The organism is Nocardioides sp. CCNWLW239 (assembly GCF_037137035.1).
In the GTDB taxonomy this organism is placed as follows: domain Bacteria; phylum Actinomycetota; class Actinomycetes; order Propionibacteriales; family Nocardioidaceae; genus Nocardioides.
Genome location: NZ_JBBBNW010000003.1, coordinates 797107 through 816681 on the forward strand (window position 1 = coordinate 797107; position 19575 = coordinate 816681).

Sequence of the window (19575 nt, forward strand, 5' to 3'; positions counted from 1 at the left end):
GGACCGAGCATAGTAGAACGTGTTCTATAGATGGGCTGGTCGTGGGCTGATGTTCCGCCACCGGTCGGCCGGATGTCATGACGTTGACCGCGGTCGAGATGCAGGATCGCAGTGTGGACGGCATGGTCGAGCTGCGCGAGCGGCGCGCGGCTCTGTTGGCGAACCGCTGCCTGACCTGGGTCTTCGGTGCCGACGATCCGGAGGCGGTGGTGCGAGAGGTTCGGGCCGGTGAGCTCCGGCTGCGCGTGCATGCCCCGCGGGCTCCCGCGACCTCGGCTCTCGGGCGGCCCATCGTGCTGGCCTTCCATGGCGGCGGCTGGTGCTGGGGCTCGCCCGAGCAGTCCCGCTGGATGGCCGGGCGGATCGCGGCCCGCACGGGAGCCGTCGTGGTCGCCCCGGCCTACCGGCTGGCTCCGGAGCATCCCTATCCCGCGGCGGTCGAGGACTGCTGGGCGGCGCTGACGTGGGTGGCGGCACACGCCGCCGACCTGGGTGCCGACGCCGACCGGATAGCGGTGCTGGGTGACAGTGCCGGCGGCACCCTCGCGGCCGTGGTGGCCCTGCGGGCCCGTGACGAGGGCGAGCCCCGGATCCGCGGCCAGGTGCTCGTCTACCCGCTCGTGGACCTCGTCGGCCTGCGTGGGCCCGGGCTCGGTGGGATCGTGGAGCACTACCTCGGCGGTGACGAGTCGCGCGCCGAGGAGTGGGCGGTTTCGCCGCTGCGGGCGGCGTCCCACAAGAGTCTTCCGCCGGCCCTCGTCCTCACCGCGCGGTTCGACCCGCTGCGCCGACATGCCGAGCGCTACGCTGCGGCGCTGCGTACGGCCGGGGTGGAGGTCGCTGTCCATCGCCCGGCCCTGGCGACCCATGCATACCTCACCCTGCCCGGGATCTCGCCCGCGTCGCGCGCCGGCCTGGCCCGCGTGCTGACCTTCCTCAGCGACGTGCTCGCGAGCCCATGACGCTGACCCGGCGCATCTGTCCCGCGTGAGGGTGCCGAGTCGGCGCGTCTGTCTCGTGCGAGACGCCCGAGTCGGCGCAACTGCTCCATAGGTTTGGGACATTCGCGCCGAGTGGGCGCCGAAATCTGGGACATTCGCGCCGACTCGGCGATGGCTGATGGGACAGTTGCGCCGGGTCGGGCGTCGGTCAGGTCAGATCCAGGCGTCCGGCGAGCTTGTCGAGGTAGGTGAGGACGGCGGCCGGCTCGGCGTCCGGGACGCCCCAGATCAGCTCGTCGGCGACCGACCACTCGGTGAGGTCCTCCGGGGTCGGCTTCTTGGCGACGAGCACCCGCACCTCGGGCTTGCCCTCGCGTCCGGCGGACTCCCACTCGTCCTGCAGCGTCTTGACCTTGTCGCCGATCCCGGCCTCGGTGGGCGTGGACATCCAGCCCTCGGCGTTGCGAGCGATCCAGCGCAGCGTCTTGGGTCCGCCGCCGGCGCCCACGATCGTCGGGATCCGGCCCTGCGGAGGCTTCGGGTAGGCCCAGGAGGGGCCGAAGGAGACGAACTCGCCGTCGTAGGCGGCCTCCTCCTCGGTCCACAGGGCGCGCATCGCCTCGAGATACTCCTTCAGCGCGGTGCGCCGACGGTCGCCCGGGATGCCGTGGTCGGCCAGCTCGTCGGTGTTCCAGCCGAACCCGACACCCAGCGAGACTCGGCCCCCGGAGAGGTGGTCGAGGGTGGCGATCGTCTTGGCGAGCGTGATCGGGTCGGACTCGACCGGCAGTGCGACCGCGGTCGAGAGCCCTATCCGTGAGGTCACCGCGGCGCAGGTGCCGAGCGTCACCCAGGGGTCGAGGGTACGCAGGTAGCGGTCGTCGGGGAGCTCGGTGCCGCCCGTGGGGTGCAGGGCGTCGCGCCGAACCGGGATGTGGGTGTGCTCGGGCACGTAGAACGTGTCGAAACCGCGCTCCTCGGCGGCGGAGGCGAGCTCGGCGGGCGCGATGCCGCGGTCCGAGGTGAACAGGACGATGCCGTGGCGCATGACACAACAGTAGAACGTGTTCTAGTCTTTGCGGAAGGGATCACCGGGAGAGAGAAGTGAACATGGAAGCCGACTACATCGTCGTAGGAGCCGGGAGCGCGGGCTGCGCCACCGCCCGCAGGCTGGCCGAGAGCGGTGCCAGCGTGATCGTCATCGAGGCGGGCACGAAGGACACCGCCTTCGGGATCAAGAACCTCCTCGAGCTCCCCGGTGCCGTCGCCGCGATGCTCTCCACCCCGCAGTTGAAGAAGCTGGTCGACTGGGGCTACAAGTCGGTCCCGCAGAGCGCCGCCCTCGACCGGGTCATCCCGATGACCCGAGGCAAGGTGCTGGGTGGATCGTCCTCGATCAACGGCATGCTCTGGGTGCGCGGCAACCGCCAGAACTTCGACGACTGGGCGGCCGACGGCGCGACCGGCTGGTCCTACGACGACGTGCTTCCCGCGTTCAAGCGGATGGAGGACTTCGAGGGCGGCGGCGACGAGTTCCGGGGCGTGGGTGGTCCGGTGAAGGTGCGCTATCAGAAGGACCTCACCCCGGCTGCCCGGACCTGGCTCGACGAGGCGCCGAAGCGGCTCGGTGTCAGCGCGCTCGAGGACTACAACGGCAAGGTGCAGGAGGGCGTCGGTGTCGTCCAGCTGTCTGCGTCCGAGGGACGCAGATACTCCGCGTCCAAGGCCTACCTGCGCGAGAACCCCCTGGACAACCTGCTGATCCTGACCAAGGCGCAGGTCACCCGGGTGCGCATCGAGGGCTCGCGTGCGACGGGTGTCGACGTGGTCGGCGCCGACGGGGAGAAGCAGACGATCAAGGCGTCGCGCGAGGTCATCGTCGCGGCCGGCGTCTACGGCTCGCCGCACCTGCTCATGCTCTCCGGGATCGGCCATGCCGACCATCTGCGCGAGCACGGCATCGATGTCCACGCCGACCTCCCGGTGGGCGACAACTTCCACGACCACCTCTTCGTGCCGGTCTCCTTCCGGATGGACTCGGCGCTGCGGCGGCCGACGCCGGCGTACTTCGCCGCCGGTTTCGCGAAGTCGCGGCTCACCCGCAGGGGCTGGGCGGCCGGCTCGCAGTTCGAGGCCTTCGGGTTCGTACGCAGCGCCCTGGCCGGTCAGGTCCCCGACCTGCAGCTGCACGTCCTCTACTGGGTCTACCCGTTCCCGAACCAGGACGGCGAGAAGGCGATCCGGCCGCTGACGAACAAGCCCGGCCTGTGCATCCTGCCGACGCTGATCTACCCCGAGAGCCGTGGCACCGTACGCCTGGCCAGTGCCGACCCGCTCGCGCACCCGTTGCTCGACCCGGCCTATCTGCAGTCGGGCAAGGACACCGAGGTGCTCCTCGACGGGATCGCGAAGGTGCGCGAGATGATGGTCGGCCTCGGCGACAACCAGGGCGAGATCACGCCCGGCCCGGACTATGCCGGCGCCGAGGCCACCCGCGAGCTGCTGCCCAACATCGTGCACAGCGTCTACCACGGCGTCGGCACCTGCCGGATGGGCTCGGACGAGCGTGCGGTGGTCGACCCGTCCCTGCGGGTGCGGGGCATCGACGGCCTGCGGGTCGCCGACGCGAGCGTGATGCCGTCCATCACCGGCGGCAACACCAACGCGCCCTCGATCATGATCGGGGAGCGCGCCGCCGACCTGATCTTGGGGGCGTGATGTCGGACCTGTTGCTGTGCGAGGACCGCGACCGCGTCCGTACGCTGACCCTCAATCGCCCCGACCAGCTCAACGCCTTCAACCAGGCCCTCTACGTCGCCCTCGCCGAAGCACTGCGCGAGGCCGACGCGGATCCTGAGGTGGCCGTCGTGCTGCTGACCGGGACCGGGCGGGCCTTCTCGGCGGGCACCGACCTCGTCGAGATGAAGCAGACCGCGTCGGGCGCCGACGACGGTGCCTCGCACGGCTTCATCGACCTGCTCGACGCGCTGGTCGCGTTCTCGAAGCCGCTGGTGGTCGCGGTCAACGGGCTCGGGCTCGGCATCGGGGTCACCCTGCTCGGCTACGCGGACCTGGTCTTCGCCTCGACGCAAGCACGGTTCAAGACGCCGTTCACCACCCTCGGGGTTGCTCCGGAGGCGGCCTCCAGCTTCCTGTTCCCGCGCCTGATCGGGCATCAGAATGCTGCCTGGATGCTGATGTCGGGGGAGTGGTTCAGTGCCGAGGAAGCCCACGAGATGGGGTTCGTCTGGCGGGTCACCTCGCCCGACGAACTGCTCTCCACCGCCTGGGACCACGCGGCAACCCTCGCCGCGCGACCGATCAGCAGCCTGATCGCGGTCAAGGAGACGATGACGGCGTCGCTGCGTCCCGGCATCGAGGCCGCCCGCGAACTCGAGAACGCGAAGTTCGCCGAGCTCCTCGGCGGCCCCGCCAACATCGAGGCGCTCGTCGCGTTCGCCGAGGGACGCAAGCCCGACTTCACCCGGCTTCCGCCTGGGTCCTGAGTGGGCCTAGCGCCGCTGCGACGGGTCGATCTGCTCGTGGCCGGTGCCGCCCGGTCCGGGCTCGGCGCTGAGCATGATGTGGTCGACGATCTCGAGCCCGGTGTCGTGCTCGCGGACGACCTCGATGACCGTGGCCCGGCGCTCCTCGGAGGCCACTTCGCCGGAGATGACGAGGTGGTCGCCGCGCACCTGGACCCGGATGCCCAGCTCGTTGGTGCGTGGGTCGGTCGCGATGTCGCGCTCGAGATCTCGTGCCAGCTGCTCGTTCATGCCGGCCTCCTGGGGACGACGTCGTAGACCCGGAACGCTGCCTGGATCACGGGCTGGGCGACGTTGCGTACGGGCACCCCGGCCGGGGTGAGGCCCTTCTCGCGTCCTGCGTGGGCGTGGCCGTGGAGCGCCAGGTCGACGCCGGTCTCGTCGATCGCCTCGCCGAGCCGGTAGTTGCCGAGGAAGGGCCAGATCTCCTTCGGCTCCCCGACCAGCGTCTCGTCGACGGGAGCGAAGTGGGACAGGGCGACGGTCACGTCGGGCTCGTCGCCGAGATCGTCGAGGGCCTTGCGCAGCACGTCGGCGGTCTCGATGCCGTGGCTGGTGAAGGCCTTCATCTGGGGCTCTCCGAAGTCGGCCGCGGAGCGGCCGAGGAAGCCGAGGCAGAAGCCCTTGACCCCGGCGACGCCGAGCCGGCCGGCGTCGGTGTCGATGGTGGTCGAGGTGCCTTCGAGCACGGTCATCCCGCGGTCCTCCAGCAGCCGGGTGATGTCACTTTCGGCCCCGGAGTGGTAGTCGTGGTTGCCGAGCACGACGAGGACGGGCACGTCGGCGACGCCGAACTCGTCGGCGAACGCCTCGGCCTCCTCGAGCGTCCCGTGCTGGGTGAGGTCGCCGGCGACCAGCAGCGCGTCGGCCTCCGCGGAGATGCCCGCGAGCAGCGGTGCGTAGCGTCCTCGCAGGTCGTCTGCCAGGTGTACGTCGCCCACGGCTGCCACGCGGATCGGGTCGGGCCTCGAGTCAGTCATCGCCACCTCCGATACTGCTTCCTTCGATGATGTCGAGCGCATCCAGCAGGCCGAGCGCGGCCTGCGCGAACGGGCTGCGCTTCGCCTCCTGGCGCACCAGGCGCCAGTCGATCTGCTCGCGCAGCGCGCGAGCGCTGCCGAGGATGGGCGAGAGGTCGCAGGCGTGCTCGCTGAGGGCGAGCATGCGTGAGATGACCAGGTCCGTCGCGGACATCACGGGCATGGTGACTGAGTCGACCGGAAGCTCGGTGCACCGCACCAGCAGCCCCTCGTCCACCGGACCGGTCGGGAGCCGGTGGATCAGGTCGACGACCACGGTGTCGCGTCCGACCTTCACCAGCCAGTCCTCCGGGGCGGCGACGCGATCCATCCCGTTCTCGAGGAGCGCCTGCACGGCCTCCTCGACGCAGTCCTCAGGGAGCACGAAGTCGACGTCGTGGGTGCTCTCGGGCCCTCCTCGGGTCCAGACCGCGTAGCCGCCGGCCAGCGCGAACGGGATCTCGGAGGCCTTCAAGGTCGCGCCGACCCGCTTGAGCACCTCGCGTTGTCGCTGGAGCTCTGCACCCAGCACGTCTGTTCTCGCCATATCCGTGCGGTACCCGATTCCGGCACGTTCACCCCTTGCCCGAAATGAGAACGTGTTCTAGTCTGGACAGGTGTCCAGCGAAACGAGCGCCCGCCAGGCAGGGACGGCAGAGCGACTGTTCGCCGCGGGGCTGGAGGAGCTGCGCGAGGTCGGGCACGAGACGCTGACCATCCGCTCGGTCGCCGGCCGTGCGGGGGTCTCCCCAGCTACGGCCTACACCTACCTCGCCTCCAGGAACCACCTCTTCGTCGATCTCTTCTGGCGTCATCTCACCTCGGCGCCGGCGGTCGAGGAGACCGGGTCCCGCGAGGAGCGGGTGCAGGCCGCCGTACGCAGCCTGACGACCCGGATCGCGGAGGAGCCGGCACTCGCGGCAGCCGTGACGCCGGCGCTGCTCGGCAGCGACGCCGACGTCGAGGAGCTGCGGCTGCGGATCGGCGCCGAGTTCGCTGCCCGGTTCGACGCTGCGCTCGGCGACGGCGCCGAGGACGCGGTCGGTGAGGCACTGCTGCTCGCCTTCTCGGGCGCGCTGCTGCAAGCGGGCATGGGCCTGATGACCTACGACGAGATGGCCGACCGGCTCGCCCCGGTTGTCACCGTGATCGTCGGTGAGGCCCGCACCGAGCCTGTCGAGATGCGACGTACCGAGCCTGTCGAGATGGAGTGAGATGACGAGCACCGCCACCGAGATCTTCGATCCCTACGACTACGCCTTCCACGAGGACCCCTACCCGGTCTATGCCCGGCTGCGGAGCGAGGCGCCGCTCTACTACAACGCCTCCGACGGCTTCTGGGCGCTCTCTCGGCACGCCGACGTGCACGCCGCCCTCAGGAACGATGCCGCCTTCTCCAACCGGATGGGCGTCTCCCTCGACGCGAGCGCCTGGAGCAAGGACGCGCACCGGGTGATGTCGTTCCTGGCGCTGGACGGCAAGGAGCAGACCCGGCTGCGCAAGCTGGTGTCGGCTGGCTTCACCCCGCGGAGGGTGCGGGAGCTCGCCCCCGGTGTGCAGGCGCTCGCCGACCACTATCTCGACCGGCTGCGCGCCGTGGACGACGGCGACGGTGAGGCCGACTGGATCGCCGAGCTCGCCGGCAGGCTCCCGATGGACGTCATCTCCGAGATGATCGGGGTGGCCGAGGCCGATCGCGACGAGGTGCGGCGGCTGGCGGACCTGACGGTGCACCGCGAAGCCGGTGTCCGCGACGTCCCCGAGGCCGGCATGGCCGCGGCCCTGGAGCTGATCGGCTATTACGCGACGATGGTCGCCGAGCGACGGAGCCGTCCGGGCGACGACCTGACCTCGGCGCTGGTCCATGCCGAGGTCGACGGCGACCGGCTCCGGGACCACGAGATCATCGCGTTCCTGATGCTGATGGTCGTCGCCGGGAACGAGACCACGACCAAGCTGCTCGGCAACGCGCTTCTCCATCTCGGCGCCGACCCTGCGCAGGTCGAGGACGTGTTCACCCGACCCGAGCTCGTCGGCTCGTGGATCGAGGAGACGCTGCGCCACGACACCTCGACCCAGATGCTGGCCCGCTACGTCGCCGAGGACGTCGAGCTGCACGGCCAGGTCGTCCCTGCGGGCTCCAAGCTGCTCGTGCTGATCGGCTCGGCCAACCGGGACGAGCAGGTCTTCACGACGCCCACGGTCTTCGACGTCCACCGCTCGTCCGACGAGCTCGCCAAGAGCCTGAGCTTCGGCGTCGGTCGCCACTTCTGCCTCGGTGCCAACCTGGCCCGGTTGGAGGCCCGCATCGTGCTGGAAGAGCTGGTGCGGCGTACGTCCGGGTTCGAGGTCCACGCCGACCGCGCGGTCCGGGTGCACTCCACGAGCGTGCGTGGGTTCGCCCGGCTGCCCGTCTCGTTCACCTGGAGGGCGCGGTGAGCGGCGCGGATGTTCGCCGAGGCACCTCGGTGAGCGATCAGTTCCTTCGTGGAGCTCCGCGAAGGCAGTGCGCATTCGCCGAGTCATCTCGGTCGGCATCCAGGGAGGACGGATGAGCAAGTACGCACAGCCCGAGCGCCGTCCGGCGGTGATCACCGGCGCGTCGTCCGGGATCGGCGCGGAGACCGCGAAGGCGCTGGCCACGGCCGGGTTCCCGGTCGCGCTGGGTGCCCGGCGCCTCGATCGGATCGAGGAGATCGCCACCGCGATCCGCGCCGACGGGGGAGAGGCGGTCGCGCACCCGCTGGACGTGACCTCGGACGAGTCGGTGACCGAGTTCGCCGCCAAGGTGGTCGCCGACCTGGGTGATGTCGAGGTCGTGGTCAGCAACGCCGGGGTCACCCACCCGGGTGCGACCGTCGACGTCCCCACGGAGACCTTCGCGGGCCAGGTCGACATCAACCTGCTCGGTGCCCATCGTGTCCTGCGGGCCTTCGGGCCCGGGATGATCGAGCGGCAGCGCGGAGACCTGGTCTTCCTCTCCTCCGACGTGGCGCTGCGGCCGAGGCCGTTCATGGGCGCGTACGCAGCATCGAAGTGGGGCCTGGAAGGCATGGTCAACGCGCTCCAGATGGAGCTGGAGGGCACCGGTGTCCGGGCCTCCATCGTGCGCCCCGGCCCCACGCACTCCGACATCGGCAACGAGTGGCCCGCCGAGCTCGGTGGGTTCGTGCTGGAGCAGTGGGTGAAGTGGGGTCTGGCCCGGCATCCACACTTCCTCAAGGCCCGCGCGCAGGCCGACGCGATCACGACGGTCGTGACCGCGCCTCGCGGCGTCCACATCAGCACCATCGACGTCAACCCCGAAGCCCCCGTGGAGGAACGATGACGATCCCCACCGTCTCCACGGTCCTGGACGACCAGGACCCGAGCGTGCCCGAGATCATCCGCGGCACCGGGCACCTGCCCGAGATGCGGGTCGACCCGATCTCGCTGTTCACCCGCGTACGCGAGGAGTGCGGCGACCTCGGCCGCTTCCGCCTCGCCGACAAGGACGTCGTCCTGGTCACCGGGGCCGAGGCCAACGAGGCGTTCTTCCGAGCGCCCGACGAGGTGCTCGACCAGGCGGCGGCGTACCCGTTCATGACGCCGATCTTCGGCAAGGGCGTCGTCTTCGACGCCTCGCCCGAGGAGCGGCAGCAGATGCTGAAGAACCAGGCGCTGCGCGGCGACATGATGCGCGGGCACGCGCAGACGATCGAGGCCGAGATCCGCCGGATGATCGCCGGCTGGGGCGAGGAGGGCGAGATCGACCTGCTCGACTTCTTCGCCGAGCTGACCATCTACACCACCTCGGCCTGCCTGGTCGGCAAGCCGTTCCGCGAGGAGCTCGACTCGTCCTTCGCCCAGCACTACCACGAGCTGGAGCACGGCACCGACGCGATCGCGTACGTCGACGCCTACGCCGACATCGAGAGCTTCCGGATGCGCGATGCCGCCCGGGAGCGGCTGGTGGCGCTGGTCCAGGCGATCATCGACAAGCGGCTCGCCCGAGGCAAGGTCCCGCGTGAGGAACGCGACCTGCTCGACGTGCTGATCTCGATCGACATGGACACCGACACCATCACCGGGATCTTCATCTCGATGATGTTCGCCGGCCACCACACCTCCTCGGGCACGGCGTCCTGGGCGATGATCGAGCTGCTGCGGAACCCCGAGGTCATGGGCGATGTCGTCCAAGAGCTCGACGAGCTGTACGCCGACGGCAGCGAGGTATCCTTCCAGGCGCTGCGCTCGATCCCGGTGCTGGAGGCCGCGCTCAAGGAGACCCTGCGGCTGCACCCGCCGCTGATCATCCTGATGCGGCTGGTGCGCGAGGACTTCGAGCTGCTCGGTGAGACCATCCCGGCCGGCACCCTGCTCGCCGCCTCGCCGCGGGTCTCCAACCGGATCGAGGACGACTTCCCCAAGGCCGACCTGTTCGATCCGAGCCGCTACCTCGACCCGCGCCAGGAGGACATGCAGAACCGCTGGACCTGGATCCCGTTCGGTGCCGGCAAGCACCGCTGTGTCGGGAACGCGTTCGCGATGATGCAGATGAAGGCGATCTTCTCGGTCATCCTGCGCGACTACTCGTTCGAGGCCGCGCAGCCGCTGGACTCCTACGCCGACGACTTCACCAAGATGGTGATCCAGCTCCAGCAGCCCTGCCGTGTCCGCTACCGGAAGAGACGACGAAGTGAGGAGGGAACGCCGGCCGAGGAACGAGGACAAGGTGTTCCCGACGAGCGAGGAGTGCCCGAGCGTAGCGAGGGCAGGTCGTCGTGAAGCTGACTGCTGACCTGGGCCTCTGCCAAGGACATCAGGAGTGTCTCGCCGAGGCACCCGAGCTCTTCGGCTTCGACGAGGACAGCTACCAGGTCGTCGTACGCGTCCCCGAACCGTCCGCCGACCAGGTCCCCGCCGCTCGGGCCGCCGTCAAGTACTGCCCTGCTTTCGCTCTCACCCTGGAGGACTGAGATGGACCGCACCGAGATCGAGAGGTTCTGGGCCGACTGGCTCAGCCTTAACCGTCAAGCAGAGGCCGAGGGTGATTGGGCGCCGCTGGCCGACGCCTATGCCGAGGATGCGACGTACGGCTGGATGTACACCCCCGACGAGCACTTCATGGCGGTGGGCCGCGAGCAGATCCGGGAGTGGGCGCTCGGCACCGAGATGGCCGGGCTCGAGGGCTGGCACTACGACTACCAGGCCACCGTCATCGACGACGTCAACGCGATGGTGATCGGCTTCTGGCGACAGCGAGCCGGGATCGTCGACGACACGACCGGCGAGGAGTACGAGATCCTCGGCATCGGCGGCTCCTGGTTCGGGGTCGCGCCACGGCCCGACGGTGAGGGCCTGGAGTTCGCCTGGCAGCGGGACTGGTTCGATCTCGGGTCCACCGCGACCACCTTCCTCGACATCGTCAAGGCCAAGAAGGCGACCGCCGGGCTGCTGGAACGGATGTCGCTCAACGGCATCGAGCAGCCCGGTCACTACCGCCTCGCCGACCTGCCCTCGACCGTCTGGCCGCCGCCCGTGGCGGCGGGGAACTTCGTGACCCAGGAGCCCGTGTGACCACCAGAATCCCCACCAACCCGCCCGCCCAGCAGCTCGTCGACGGCAAGCTCGGCGCGGCCGCATCCGGCGAGACGTACGCGATCCTCAACCCGGCCACCGGGCAGGAGATCGGCCGCGCTCCCGACTCGACGGCCCAGGACATGGACGCCGCCATCGCCGCCGCGCGCCGGGCGTTCGACGAGACCGACTGGTCCACCGACGTGGCCTTCCGGATCCGGTGCCTGCGCCAGCTGCACCAAGCCATCCTCGACGACGCCGAGGCGCTGCGTGAGCTGACGACCGCCGAGGTCGGTGCGCCCGCCTTCCTGGTCGCCGGGCCGCAGTTCGACACCCCGGTCGACACGCTGCGGTGGACCATCGACCTGGCCGAGTCCTACGAGTGGGAGCGGGACCTCGGCGTCGGGGTGACGATGGGTATCTCCTCACGCCGCACGGTGCGCAAGGAGGCCGTCGGGGTCGTCGCGGCGATCACACCGTGGAACTTCCCCAACCAGATCAACCTGGCCAAGGTCGGTCCCGCGCTGGCCGCCGGCAACACGGTGATCCTCAAGCCCGCACCGGACACCCCGTGGCTGGCCGCGGAGCTGGGACGCCTCGTCGCCGAGCACACCGACATCCCGCCCGGCGTCTTCAACGTCGTCACCCCGCGCGACAACCGGGTCGCGGCGATGCTGGCCGAGGACCCGCGAGTCGATCTGGTCTCCTTCACCGGATCGACGGCCACCGGCCGGGCCATCATGGCGGCCGCCGCGCCGACCCTGAAGAAGGTCTTCCTCGAGCTCGGCGGCAAGTCCGCTGCGATCGTGCTGGACGACGCCGACGTCGCCTCCGCCGCGTCGATGGCGGCCTTCTCGGTGGCCGTGCACGCCGGTCAGGGCTGCGCCCTGACCACTCGGCTGCTGGTGCCTCGCGCCTCCTACGACGCCGCCGTCGAGGCAGCCGCCTCGACCATGGCCTCGCTCGGCGCGGGCGACCCGGCCGATCCCGGCACGATCTGCGGCCCGGTGATCTCGGCGGTCCAGCGTGACCGGATCCTCGGCTACCTGGCGCTCGCCGAGGAGGAGGGCGGCCGCTTCGCGACCGGCGGCACGGTGGCGGTCCAGGACGGCGACCTCGCGGGCGGCTTCTGGGTCCAGCCCACGGTCGTCGCCGGCCTCGACAACACCGCCCGCGTCGCCCGGGAGGAGATCTTCGGCCCCGTGCTCACGGTCATCCCGCACGACGGCGACGACGATGCCGTACGCATCGCCAACGACTCGCCCTACGGCCTCTCCGGGTCGGTCGAGTCCGGGTCGCTGGAGCGTGCCACGTCGGTGGCCGCCCGGATCCGCACCGGCACCATCGGCGTCAACGGCGGGCAGTGGTTCGGCCCCGACGCGCCGTTCGGCGGCTACAAGCAGTCCGGCCTCGGCCGGGAGATGGGCGTCGAGGGCTTCGAGGAGTACCTCGAGACCAAGCTGATCGCGGAGCCGGCATGAGGTCGGGAGAGGGAGAGATGGTGCGTTTCAAGGACAAGGTCGTCGTCGTCACCGGGGCGGCGCAGGGGATCGGCGAGGCGTACGCCAAGGGGCTGGCCGCCGAGGGGGCCGCCGTCGTGGTCGCCGACCTGAACGAGGAGAAGGGTGAGCGGGTCGCCAAGGAGATCGAGGCAGCCGGCGGCGCCGCCCGGTTCGTACGCTGCGACGTCGCCGACCACGCCTCGGCGACCGCGCTGGTCGCGGAGACGACCGAGGCGTACGGCGGGATCGATGGGCTGATCAACAATGCCGCGATCTACGGCGACATGGCCTTCGACCTGCTCATCACCGTCGACTGGGACTACTACGAGAAGTTCATGAGCGTGAACCTCAACGGTGCCCTGGTCATGACCCGTGCGGTCTACCCGGCGATGCAGAAGCGCGGCGGCGGCGCGATCGTGAACCAGTCCTCGACCGCCGCCTATCTCTACTCCGGCTTCTACGGCCTTGCCAAGGTCGGCGTCAACGGTCTCACCCAGCAGCTCGCCCATGAGCTCGGCGGGATGAACATCCGGGTCAACGCGATCGCGCCCGGGCCGACCGACACCGAGGCGACCCGGGTCCAGGCCGGTGACGCGGCACGAGAGATGACGAAGGGCATGGCGATCAAGCGCCTCGGCACCACCGAGGACATGGTCGGAGTCGCGAAGTTCCTCCTCTCGGAGGAATCCTCGTGGATCTCCGGCCAGATCATCGCCGTCGACGGTGGAGGGACGTTCCGGCTGTGAGCACGGTGCAGGGAACACGCGCAGGGTTCGTGGGGCTCGGCAACATCGGCAAGCCGATGGCGCTCCGGCTGGCCGGCACCGACGGGATCGAGCTGTGGGTCCACGACATCGCCGAGGAACCCGTCGCCGAGCTCGGCGCTGCCGGTGCGCAGACCGCGGCCTCGGTCGGCGAGCTGGCCGCGGCCGTGGACGTGCTCAGCGTGATGGTGCGTGATGACGACCAGGTCCGCCAGGTCCTCTCCGAGGCGATCACGGCGGACCGCTCGACCCAGACCCCGTTGACGGTCCTGGTGCACTCCACGGTCGCTCCCGATACGCCTGCGGAGCTGGCCGCCACCGCCGGGCCGCACGGTGTGCATGTGCTCGACGCCCCGGTCTCCGGCGGCCCGATGGGCGCCGCCGAGGGCACCCTGGCGATCCTCGTCGGCGGTGACCCCGAGGCGTACGCAGCCGCCGCGCCGGTCCTGGAGGCGATGGGGTCGAAGGTGGTCCATGCCGGCCCGGTCGGCGCCGGTACCCAGCTCAAGCTGGCCCGGAACCTGTTGCACTTCGCGTCCTTCACCGCTGCCACCGAGGCCGCCCGGCTGGCCGAGGGGGCGGGGCTGGACCTGAAGACGCTCGGCGAGGTCGTACGCCACACCGACGCGATCACCGGTGGCCCGGGCGCGATCATGCACCGCGAGACCACGGCGCCGATCGAGGAGACCGACTTCTGGCACGGCGTCTTCGGACATGTGGTCGCACTGGGGGAGAAGGACCTCGGCTTCGCCGTCGGGCTCGCCGACGAGCTCGGCGTCGACGTGCCGCTCGCCCGGCTTGCGCTCGAGCGGCTGGCCCTCGGCCTCGGGATGTCCTCCGGGACGTCGGGGTCGGTCGAGGAGGACAAGTTCGCCGACCTCCCCGAACAGCGGGCCGCCGGGCTGCGGAAGATGGAGGAGGTCTACGGCTTCGACATGGCCGACGGTGAGGGCGACTTCTTCCGCTACACCGCTGACCACCTCTTCGGCGACATCTGGCAGCGCCCGGGCCTGACCACGCGCGACCGCCGGCTCCTGCTCATCGGCCTGCTCGCCGGCCAGGGTGCCGCGGACGTCCTCGGGATCCAGATCCCCGCGGCGTACGCCAACGGCGAGCTCTCCGAGGACGAGCTGCGCGAGATCGTGGTTTTCCTGTGCCACTACGCCGGCTGGCCGAACGGTGCCAGGATCAACACGGTCGTAGAGGAGACCATCGGTAAGACCCAGAGGAAGGCCCAGAGGAGGGCTCAGAGGAAGGCTCAGCGCTCATGACGTACGTCATCACCCAGTCCTGCTGCAACGACGCCTCCTGCGTGGAGGTCTGCCCGGTCGACTGCATCCACCCCGCACCGGACGAGGCCGGGTTCGGTGCCGCCGAGATGCTCTACATCCACCCCGACGAGTGCATCGACTGTGGTGCCTGCGAAGACGCCTGCCCGGTCAACGCGATCTTCCCGGACTACGAGGTCCCGGACGCGTTCGCGCCCTACACCGACATCAACGCGGCGTTCTTCGAGTTCGCCGGCGACCGCTACGAGCCCGCCCCGCTGCCGCCGCCGGGGCCCAAGATCGCAGGCAACGGCCCGCTCAAGGTCGCGGTCGTCGGGGCCGGCCCGGCTGGTTGGTACGTCGCCGACGAGCTCGCCACCACCCGACGCTGCGACGTCGAGATCACGGTCATCGACCGGCTCGTCACGCCCTACGGCCTGGTCCGCTACGGCGTCGCGCCGGATCACCTGGACACCAAGGAGATCGTCTCCGGCTTTGCGAAGACGGCCCGCCACCGTCGGGTGCGGACCCGCTACAACGTCGAGATCGGACGCGACGTCACCCATGAGGAGCTTCGTGCCGCCCACCACGCGGTCGTCTACACGACCGGTGCGGGGGAGGGCCGCACCCTCGGCCTGCCCGGGGAGGAGCTGCCCGGTTCGACGTCGGCGGCCGAGTTCGTCGGCTGGTACAACGGACATCCCGACCGCGCCGCGCTGACCTTCCCGCTGAGCCACGAGCGTGCCGTCATCATCGGCAACGGCAACGTCGCCCTCGACCTGGCCCGTCTGCTGCTGGCCGACGAGGAGGCGCTGCGCGCCTCCGACCTGGCTCCCGGCGCGCTGGCGGCACTGGCTGCCAGCGGCATCCGCGAGGTCGTGGTCACCGCCCGGCGCGGTGCCGAGCACGCCGCGTTCACCAGCCCCGAGCTGCGCGCGCTGGCCGAGGACCCCCACATCGATGTCGTGGTCGACGAGGCGGACCTGGGCTCGCTGCCGACCGAGGCGGACCTGACCGAACGCGACGTGGCCAGCTTCGCGGCGCTCCAGAAGGCCGACCTGCTCCGCGACCTGGCCGGCCGGCCACGTACGGACGCCGCGAAGCGACTGGTTCTCCGCTTCGACCTGACTCCTGCCGAGGTCCTCGGTGCCGAGACCGTCACCGGGGTGCGGTTCACGGACGGTGAGGAGATCGAGACCGGACTGCTGGTGCGGGCCACCGGCTATCGTTCCGCGGGCGTCGCCGGCGTCCCGCTCGAGGACCGCACCGGCCGCTTCCCGCACGAGGCGGGCCGAGTCGTCGGTGCCGACGCGACCTACACCGCCGGATGGGCCAAGCGCGGCCCCAGCGGCGTGATCGGCACCAACCGCGCCTGCGCCGCCGAGACCGTACGCACCCTGCTCGATGACTTCGCGGCTGGCAGGCTTCCCGACCCGACCGGCGAACCACTCGACGATCTGTTGGCCGAGAGGGGCGTGACCGTGGTCGACCAGACCGGCTGGAACACCCTGGACGCCCACGAGTGTGCCTCGGGTGAGGAGACCGGTCGTCCGCGAGTGAAGGTGACCGACAAGGAGGAGCAGGTCCGCATCGCGGCTCTCGCTCGCGTCTGACTGACCCTCACCCCTCGCCGACTCGGCGGTCGGTTCGACCGGTGCGCGTTGGGATCGTCTGCAAGAGTGGGTGAAAACCGATCCTCGGGAAGGCACTCCATGTCAGGCAGCGATTACAAGGACTGGAACCAGTCGATCATCGACGAGTTCCGTGCCAACGGCGGCAACGTCACCTCGGTGCCGTTCGGGCGCGGGCTCGTGCTCGTGCATCACACCGGCGCCAAGACAGGCAAGGAACGCGTCTCCCCGGTGGCCAACCTCCACCCCGACGCCGACACCTGGCTGATCGCCGCCTCCAAGGCCGGCGCACCGGAGAACCCGGCCTGGTATCACAACCTGCTGGCCCACCCGGAGACCAAGATCGAGACCCCCGACGAGGGCGTCGTCGAGGTCGAGGTCACCGAGCTGAAGGGCGCCGAGCGCGACGCGGCCTGGGAGCAGTTCAAGGCGATGAGCCCGGGCTTCGGCGAGTACGAGGCGAAGACCGACCGGGTCATCCCGGTCCTCGCGCTCCGGCGGCGCTGATCGCTCAGACCGCTCAGACCGGGGTGATCGGCAGCGACCGGCGCGGCTCGAAGGCGAAGTCCGCGCCGGTGCTGAACCTCACCACCGCGACCTCGGAGGCCTCCGGAGCGGGCTCCGGGCGACGTACGACCTCGGCTCGCCAGCCGTCGCCGGCTGCTGTCACCACCACGTCGAGGTGAGGGTCGAGAGCCTGCACCGCCACCTGCAGCGGAACGAACCATTCCGGGCCGATCAGGGACACCCACGCGCCGTCCTCGTCGGCGGCCGAAGGCCGGACGACCAGCGCGTCTGCCTCGACCTCCATCGAGACGTACGCCGCAGGGTTGAGCATCGGGTGAAGCGCGAGCAGCCGCAGCCCGCCCATGGTGTCCGACGGCAGCGAGAGTGCCCGGGCGAGCCGGGCCCCGGCGATGCCGGCGACGCCGACGAGCTGCTTGCGGCGGATGTCGAGGAGCTGCTCGGGCGAGGTCGCCCGCGGCTCCAGGGCGAGCACGAAGCCTCGGTCGAGCAGCGCCATCTGCAGGCAGACCTCGTCGGCGATGCGCGCCAGCGCCGAACGCGAGAACGCGGCGAGGTCGAGGTCGGATACGAGCGGCCCGGCGTAGTCGGCCGCGCCGGCGTCGGCAGGGTCGATCGGCGCCAGCTCGAGCCCGGCTGCGCGGGAGCCCTCGTTGACGGCGAGCTCCGGGATGGCCTCGGCCTCCGGGTGCGCGTCGTCGATGGTCACGGTCCAGCGGCAGTGCGGCGTCCGGTCGGCCGGTGTCCGCGGCGGACGGTGGACAGGGCGGACCTGCGCGCGCGGATGGGTAGCGATCGCGGTGGCGTCGAAGGTGGGGTCCTCGATGTCGTGGCACATCCCACGGACGAACTCCTCGCCCATCGGCTCGACGTCCATCAGCGCGCCGCAGTGGTCGAGGTGGAACTCGCCGTGGCGGGCGTCGTGGACGGTGTAGCGGAAGTCCATGAACTGCGGCGGCGCGCCGATGTCGAGCTGGAGACCCTTGAAGATGGTCGGCACGTCACCCTGCCCCGGCACGGCGGGTGCATAGCCGAGGGCGGCCTGCATCCGCCGGGTGTAGATCGGCGAGGCGGCGGCCCACTCGACGATCGCGATCCGCAGCATCTCGTCACGCCCGAAGGCGGAGATGCACCACGCCATCCCGGCCCGGTCGATCAGCTGGCCGACCAGGAGGAGCTCGCGGACGACCTCGGCGAGCTCCTCCCGGGTCAGATCGGCATAGCGGGAAGACGGGCTCAACGAATGCCGAGCTTCCGCATCCACCGCAGCGACGCCTGCATCTGCTTGGCGTAGTCGTCGAAGGTCTGCTTGCCCTGCGGCCCCATGACCTGCTTCTTCAGGGTGGCGACGTTCTGGGTCTCGGTGTACTTCAGCAGCCCCTGGTCGCCGTGACGGGCGCCGACGCCGGACTGCTTCATGCCGCCCGACGGGGTCGACTTCGAGGCGTACGCGGTGGCCAGGCCGTCGTTGATGTTGACGTTGCCCGACTCGATCCGAGCCGCGACCGCCTGCGCTCGTTTGAAGTTCGTCGTCCACACCGAGGCGTTGAGCCCGTAGTCGGTGTCGTTGGCCAGCTCGATGGCCTCATCCAAGGTGGAGTAGCGGTGCAGCGAGACGACCGGACCGAACGTCTCGACGACCCCGTGGAGCATGTCCTTGGTGGTGCCCTCGAGGATCGTCGGCTCGAAGAAGGTCGGCCCGACGTCGGGGCGCGCCTTCCCGCCGGTGAGCACCGTGGCCCCCTTGGCGACCGCATCCTCGACGTGCGACTGCACCCGCGCCAGATGGTCGGGGGAGACGAGCGCGCCGAGGTCCGGCCCGAAGGCGTACGCGGCCTCGATCCGCATCCCCTCGACAGCGGCGACGAACTTGTCCCGGAACTCCTCGTACATCGCCTCCGGGATGTAGATCCGCTCGATGTGCATGCAGATCTGACCGGTGTTGCCGAACACCGCGAACATCGAGCCGGCGACGGTCTCGTCGATGTCGGCGTCGTCGAGGACGATCATCGGGTTCTTGCCGCCGAGCTCCAGGCAGGCACCGATCAGGTTCCGTCCGGCCTGCTCGCCGATGACCCGCCCGGTCGCCGTCGAGCCGGTGAACATCGCATAGTCGACGTTGTCCATCAGCGTCGGGCCGACGTCCGGGCCCTCGCCGCAGACGACCTGGAACAGCCCCTTCGGGAGTCCGGCCTCCTCGAGCAGAGAGATGCCGAACAACGGCGAGAGCGCGGTCTTGTTGTCGGGCTTGAGGAGCACCGCGTTGCCGGCCATCAGCGCCGGGATCGCGTCGGAGAGACCGGTCGCGAACGGGAAGTTCCACGGCGCGATGATCCCGATGAGGCCCCGCGGCGGGTGGCGCTCGATCGAGCTCGACAGCAGCGGCATCATGCCCGGGCGCTTCTTGTCCTTGAGCAGCTTGGGCGCTCGCTTGAGGTAGTGCGAGATCACCATCGGCGGGTCGCAGACCTCCTCGAAGGCGATCCGCCGCGCCTTGCCCGACTCGGCCTGGATCAGGTCGGCGATCTTGTGCTGGTTGCGCAGGATCAGCTCGTGGGCGCGCTTGAACACGGCGAGCCGCTCGGTGAGCGGCGTCGCCGCCCACTCCCGCTGCGCCGCGCGTCCCGCCGCGGCCGCCCGCTCCACGTCCTCCGGCGAGGACTGCGGCAGCCCCACCAGCACTTCGCCCGTGTAGACCTCGGTGAGCTTCCAGGACGCGCCCGTCGAGGACGGGACCCGGGAGACCAGCTCGCCGAGCAGCTCCTCGGTGATCCAGTCGGGGCGGCGGAGGCCTGCCGTCTTCACTGTGTCAGTGCTCATG

20 protein-coding genes are annotated in these 19575 nt (G+C 70.3%); 14 read left to right on the forward strand and 6 right to left on the reverse strand.

Annotation, left to right across the window (positions count from 1 at the left end; all coding sequences use genetic code 11):
• Positions 1–77: 77 nt before the first annotated feature.
• Positions 78–962, forward strand: coding sequence for an alpha/beta hydrolase (locus WBG06_RS15625; protein ID WP_336737774.1), 885 nt, complete (start codon positions 78–80; stop codon positions 960–962).
• A gap of 187 nt (positions 963–1149) precedes the next feature.
• On the opposite strand, the gene WBG06_RS15630 is transcribed toward WBG06_RS15625, so the two are convergent.
• A complete protein-coding gene (locus tag WBG06_RS15630; protein ID WP_336737775.1) occupies positions 1150–1989 on the reverse strand; it encodes an LLM class F420-dependent oxidoreductase in 840 nt (279 codons plus the stop codon).
• 62 nt (positions 1990–2051) lie between these two features.
• Here WBG06_RS15630 and WBG06_RS15635 point away from each other — a divergent pair, with 62 nt between their 5' ends.
• Together WBG06_RS15635 and WBG06_RS15640 are read left to right on the forward strand one after the other, a co-directional pair.
• Positions 2052–3659: a GMC family oxidoreductase gene (locus tag WBG06_RS15635; protein WP_336737776.1), complete on the forward strand. Its 1608-nt coding sequence runs from the start codon at positions 2052–2054 to the stop codon at positions 3657–3659.
• Positions 3659–4447, forward strand: a complete 789-nt coding sequence (locus WBG06_RS15640; RefSeq protein ID WP_336737777.1) for an enoyl-CoA hydratase-related protein — start codon at positions 3659–3661, stop codon at positions 4445–4447. Before WBG06_RS15635 ends, WBG06_RS15640 begins: the two co-directional genes overlap by 1 nt.
• A gap of 6 nt (positions 4448–4453) precedes the next feature.
• Here WBG06_RS15640 and WBG06_RS15645 read toward each other — a convergent pair whose 3' ends face one another.
• The 3 genes from WBG06_RS15645 to WBG06_RS15655 are packed head-to-tail and all read right to left on the reverse strand — an operon-like array spanning position 4454 to position 6052.
• Positions 4454–4717, reverse strand: coding sequence for a BON domain-containing protein (locus tag WBG06_RS15645; protein WP_336737778.1), 264 nt, complete (start codon positions 4715–4717; stop codon positions 4454–4456).
• The gene (locus WBG06_RS15650) at positions 4714–5466 is read right to left on the reverse strand and encodes a metallophosphoesterase family protein (RefSeq protein WP_336737779.1); all 753 of its coding nucleotides are present in this window, start codon (positions 5464–5466) and stop codon (positions 4714–4716) included. Before WBG06_RS15650 ends, WBG06_RS15645 begins: the two co-directional genes overlap by 4 nt.
• Positions 5459–6052, reverse strand: coding sequence for a nucleotidyltransferase family protein (locus WBG06_RS15655; RefSeq protein WP_336737780.1), 594 nt, complete (start codon positions 6050–6052; stop codon positions 5459–5461). The genes WBG06_RS15650 and WBG06_RS15655 overlap by 8 nt, the downstream gene beginning before the upstream one ends.
• 70 nt (positions 6053–6122) lie before the next feature.
• Between WBG06_RS15655 and WBG06_RS15660 the strand changes: the two genes are divergently transcribed.
• The 11 genes from WBG06_RS15660 to WBG06_RS15710 all read left to right on the forward strand — a co-directional run bounded on the left by WBG06_RS15660 (position 6123) and on the right by WBG06_RS15710 (position 16736).
• Complete coding sequence (locus WBG06_RS15660) at positions 6123–6719, forward strand: TetR/AcrR family transcriptional regulator (RefSeq protein WP_336737781.1); 597 nt, start codon at positions 6123–6125, stop codon at positions 6717–6719.
• Between the two features lies 1 nt (position 6720).
• Complete coding sequence (locus tag WBG06_RS15665) at positions 6721–7944, forward strand: cytochrome P450 (protein ID WP_336737782.1); 1224 nt, start codon at positions 6721–6723, stop codon at positions 7942–7944.
• A 112-nt stretch (positions 7945–8056) separates the two neighbouring features.
• Positions 8057–8833: an SDR family oxidoreductase gene (locus WBG06_RS15670; protein WP_336737783.1), complete on the forward strand. Its 777-nt coding sequence runs from the start codon at positions 8057–8059 to the stop codon at positions 8831–8833.
• Positions 8830–10272, forward strand: a complete 1443-nt coding sequence (locus tag WBG06_RS15675) for a cytochrome P450 (RefSeq protein WP_336737784.1) — start codon at positions 8830–8832, stop codon at positions 10270–10272. Before WBG06_RS15670 ends, WBG06_RS15675 begins: the two co-directional genes overlap by 4 nt.
• Positions 10269–10463, forward strand: coding sequence for a ferredoxin (locus WBG06_RS15680; protein ID WP_336737785.1), 195 nt, complete (start codon positions 10269–10271; stop codon positions 10461–10463). The genes WBG06_RS15675 and WBG06_RS15680 overlap by 4 nt, the downstream gene beginning before the upstream one ends.
• A gap of 1 nt (position 10464) precedes the next feature.
• Positions 10465–11064 (forward strand): hypothetical protein, encoded by a 600-nt coding sequence (locus WBG06_RS15685; RefSeq protein ID WP_336737786.1) that lies wholly within the window; start codon positions 10465–10467, stop codon positions 11062–11064.
• Positions 11061–12545, forward strand: a complete 1485-nt coding sequence (locus WBG06_RS15690; protein WP_336737788.1) for an aldehyde dehydrogenase — start codon at positions 11061–11063, stop codon at positions 12543–12545. Before WBG06_RS15685 ends, WBG06_RS15690 begins: the two co-directional genes overlap by 4 nt.
• The gene (locus WBG06_RS15695; protein ID WP_336737789.1) at positions 12542–13312 is read left to right on the forward strand and encodes an SDR family oxidoreductase; all 771 of its coding nucleotides are present in this window, start codon (positions 12542–12544) and stop codon (positions 13310–13312) included. Before WBG06_RS15690 ends, WBG06_RS15695 begins: the two co-directional genes overlap by 4 nt.
• Positions 13309–14601, forward strand: a complete 1293-nt coding sequence (locus WBG06_RS15700) for an NAD(P)-binding domain-containing protein (RefSeq protein ID WP_336737790.1) — start codon at positions 13309–13311, stop codon at positions 14599–14601. The genes WBG06_RS15695 and WBG06_RS15700 overlap by 4 nt, the downstream gene beginning before the upstream one ends.
• Positions 14598–16211 (forward strand): FAD-dependent oxidoreductase, encoded by a 1614-nt coding sequence (locus WBG06_RS15705; RefSeq protein ID WP_336737791.1) that lies wholly within the window; start codon positions 14598–14600, stop codon positions 16209–16211. Before WBG06_RS15700 ends, WBG06_RS15705 begins: the two co-directional genes overlap by 4 nt.
• Before the next feature lie 99 nt (positions 16212–16310).
• Positions 16311–16736: a nitroreductase/quinone reductase family protein gene (locus WBG06_RS15710; protein ID WP_336737792.1), complete on the forward strand. Its 426-nt coding sequence runs from the start codon at positions 16311–16313 to the stop codon at positions 16734–16736.
• 13 nt (positions 16737–16749) lie between these two features.
• On the opposite strand, the gene WBG06_RS15715 is transcribed toward WBG06_RS15710, so the two are convergent.
• Together WBG06_RS15715 and WBG06_RS15720 are read right to left on the reverse strand one after the other, a co-directional pair.
• Positions 16750–17994 (reverse strand): hypothetical protein, encoded by a 1245-nt coding sequence (locus tag WBG06_RS15715; protein WP_336737793.1) that lies wholly within the window; start codon positions 17992–17994, stop codon positions 16750–16752.
• Positions 17991–19574 carry a succinic semialdehyde dehydrogenase gene (locus tag WBG06_RS15720; protein WP_336737794.1) on the reverse strand — a complete coding sequence of 528 codons (1584 nt, stop codon included), beginning with the start codon at positions 19572–19574 and terminating at the stop codon, positions 17991–17993. The genes WBG06_RS15715 and WBG06_RS15720 overlap by 4 nt, the downstream gene beginning before the upstream one ends.
• Position 19575: the final 1 nt, after the last annotated feature.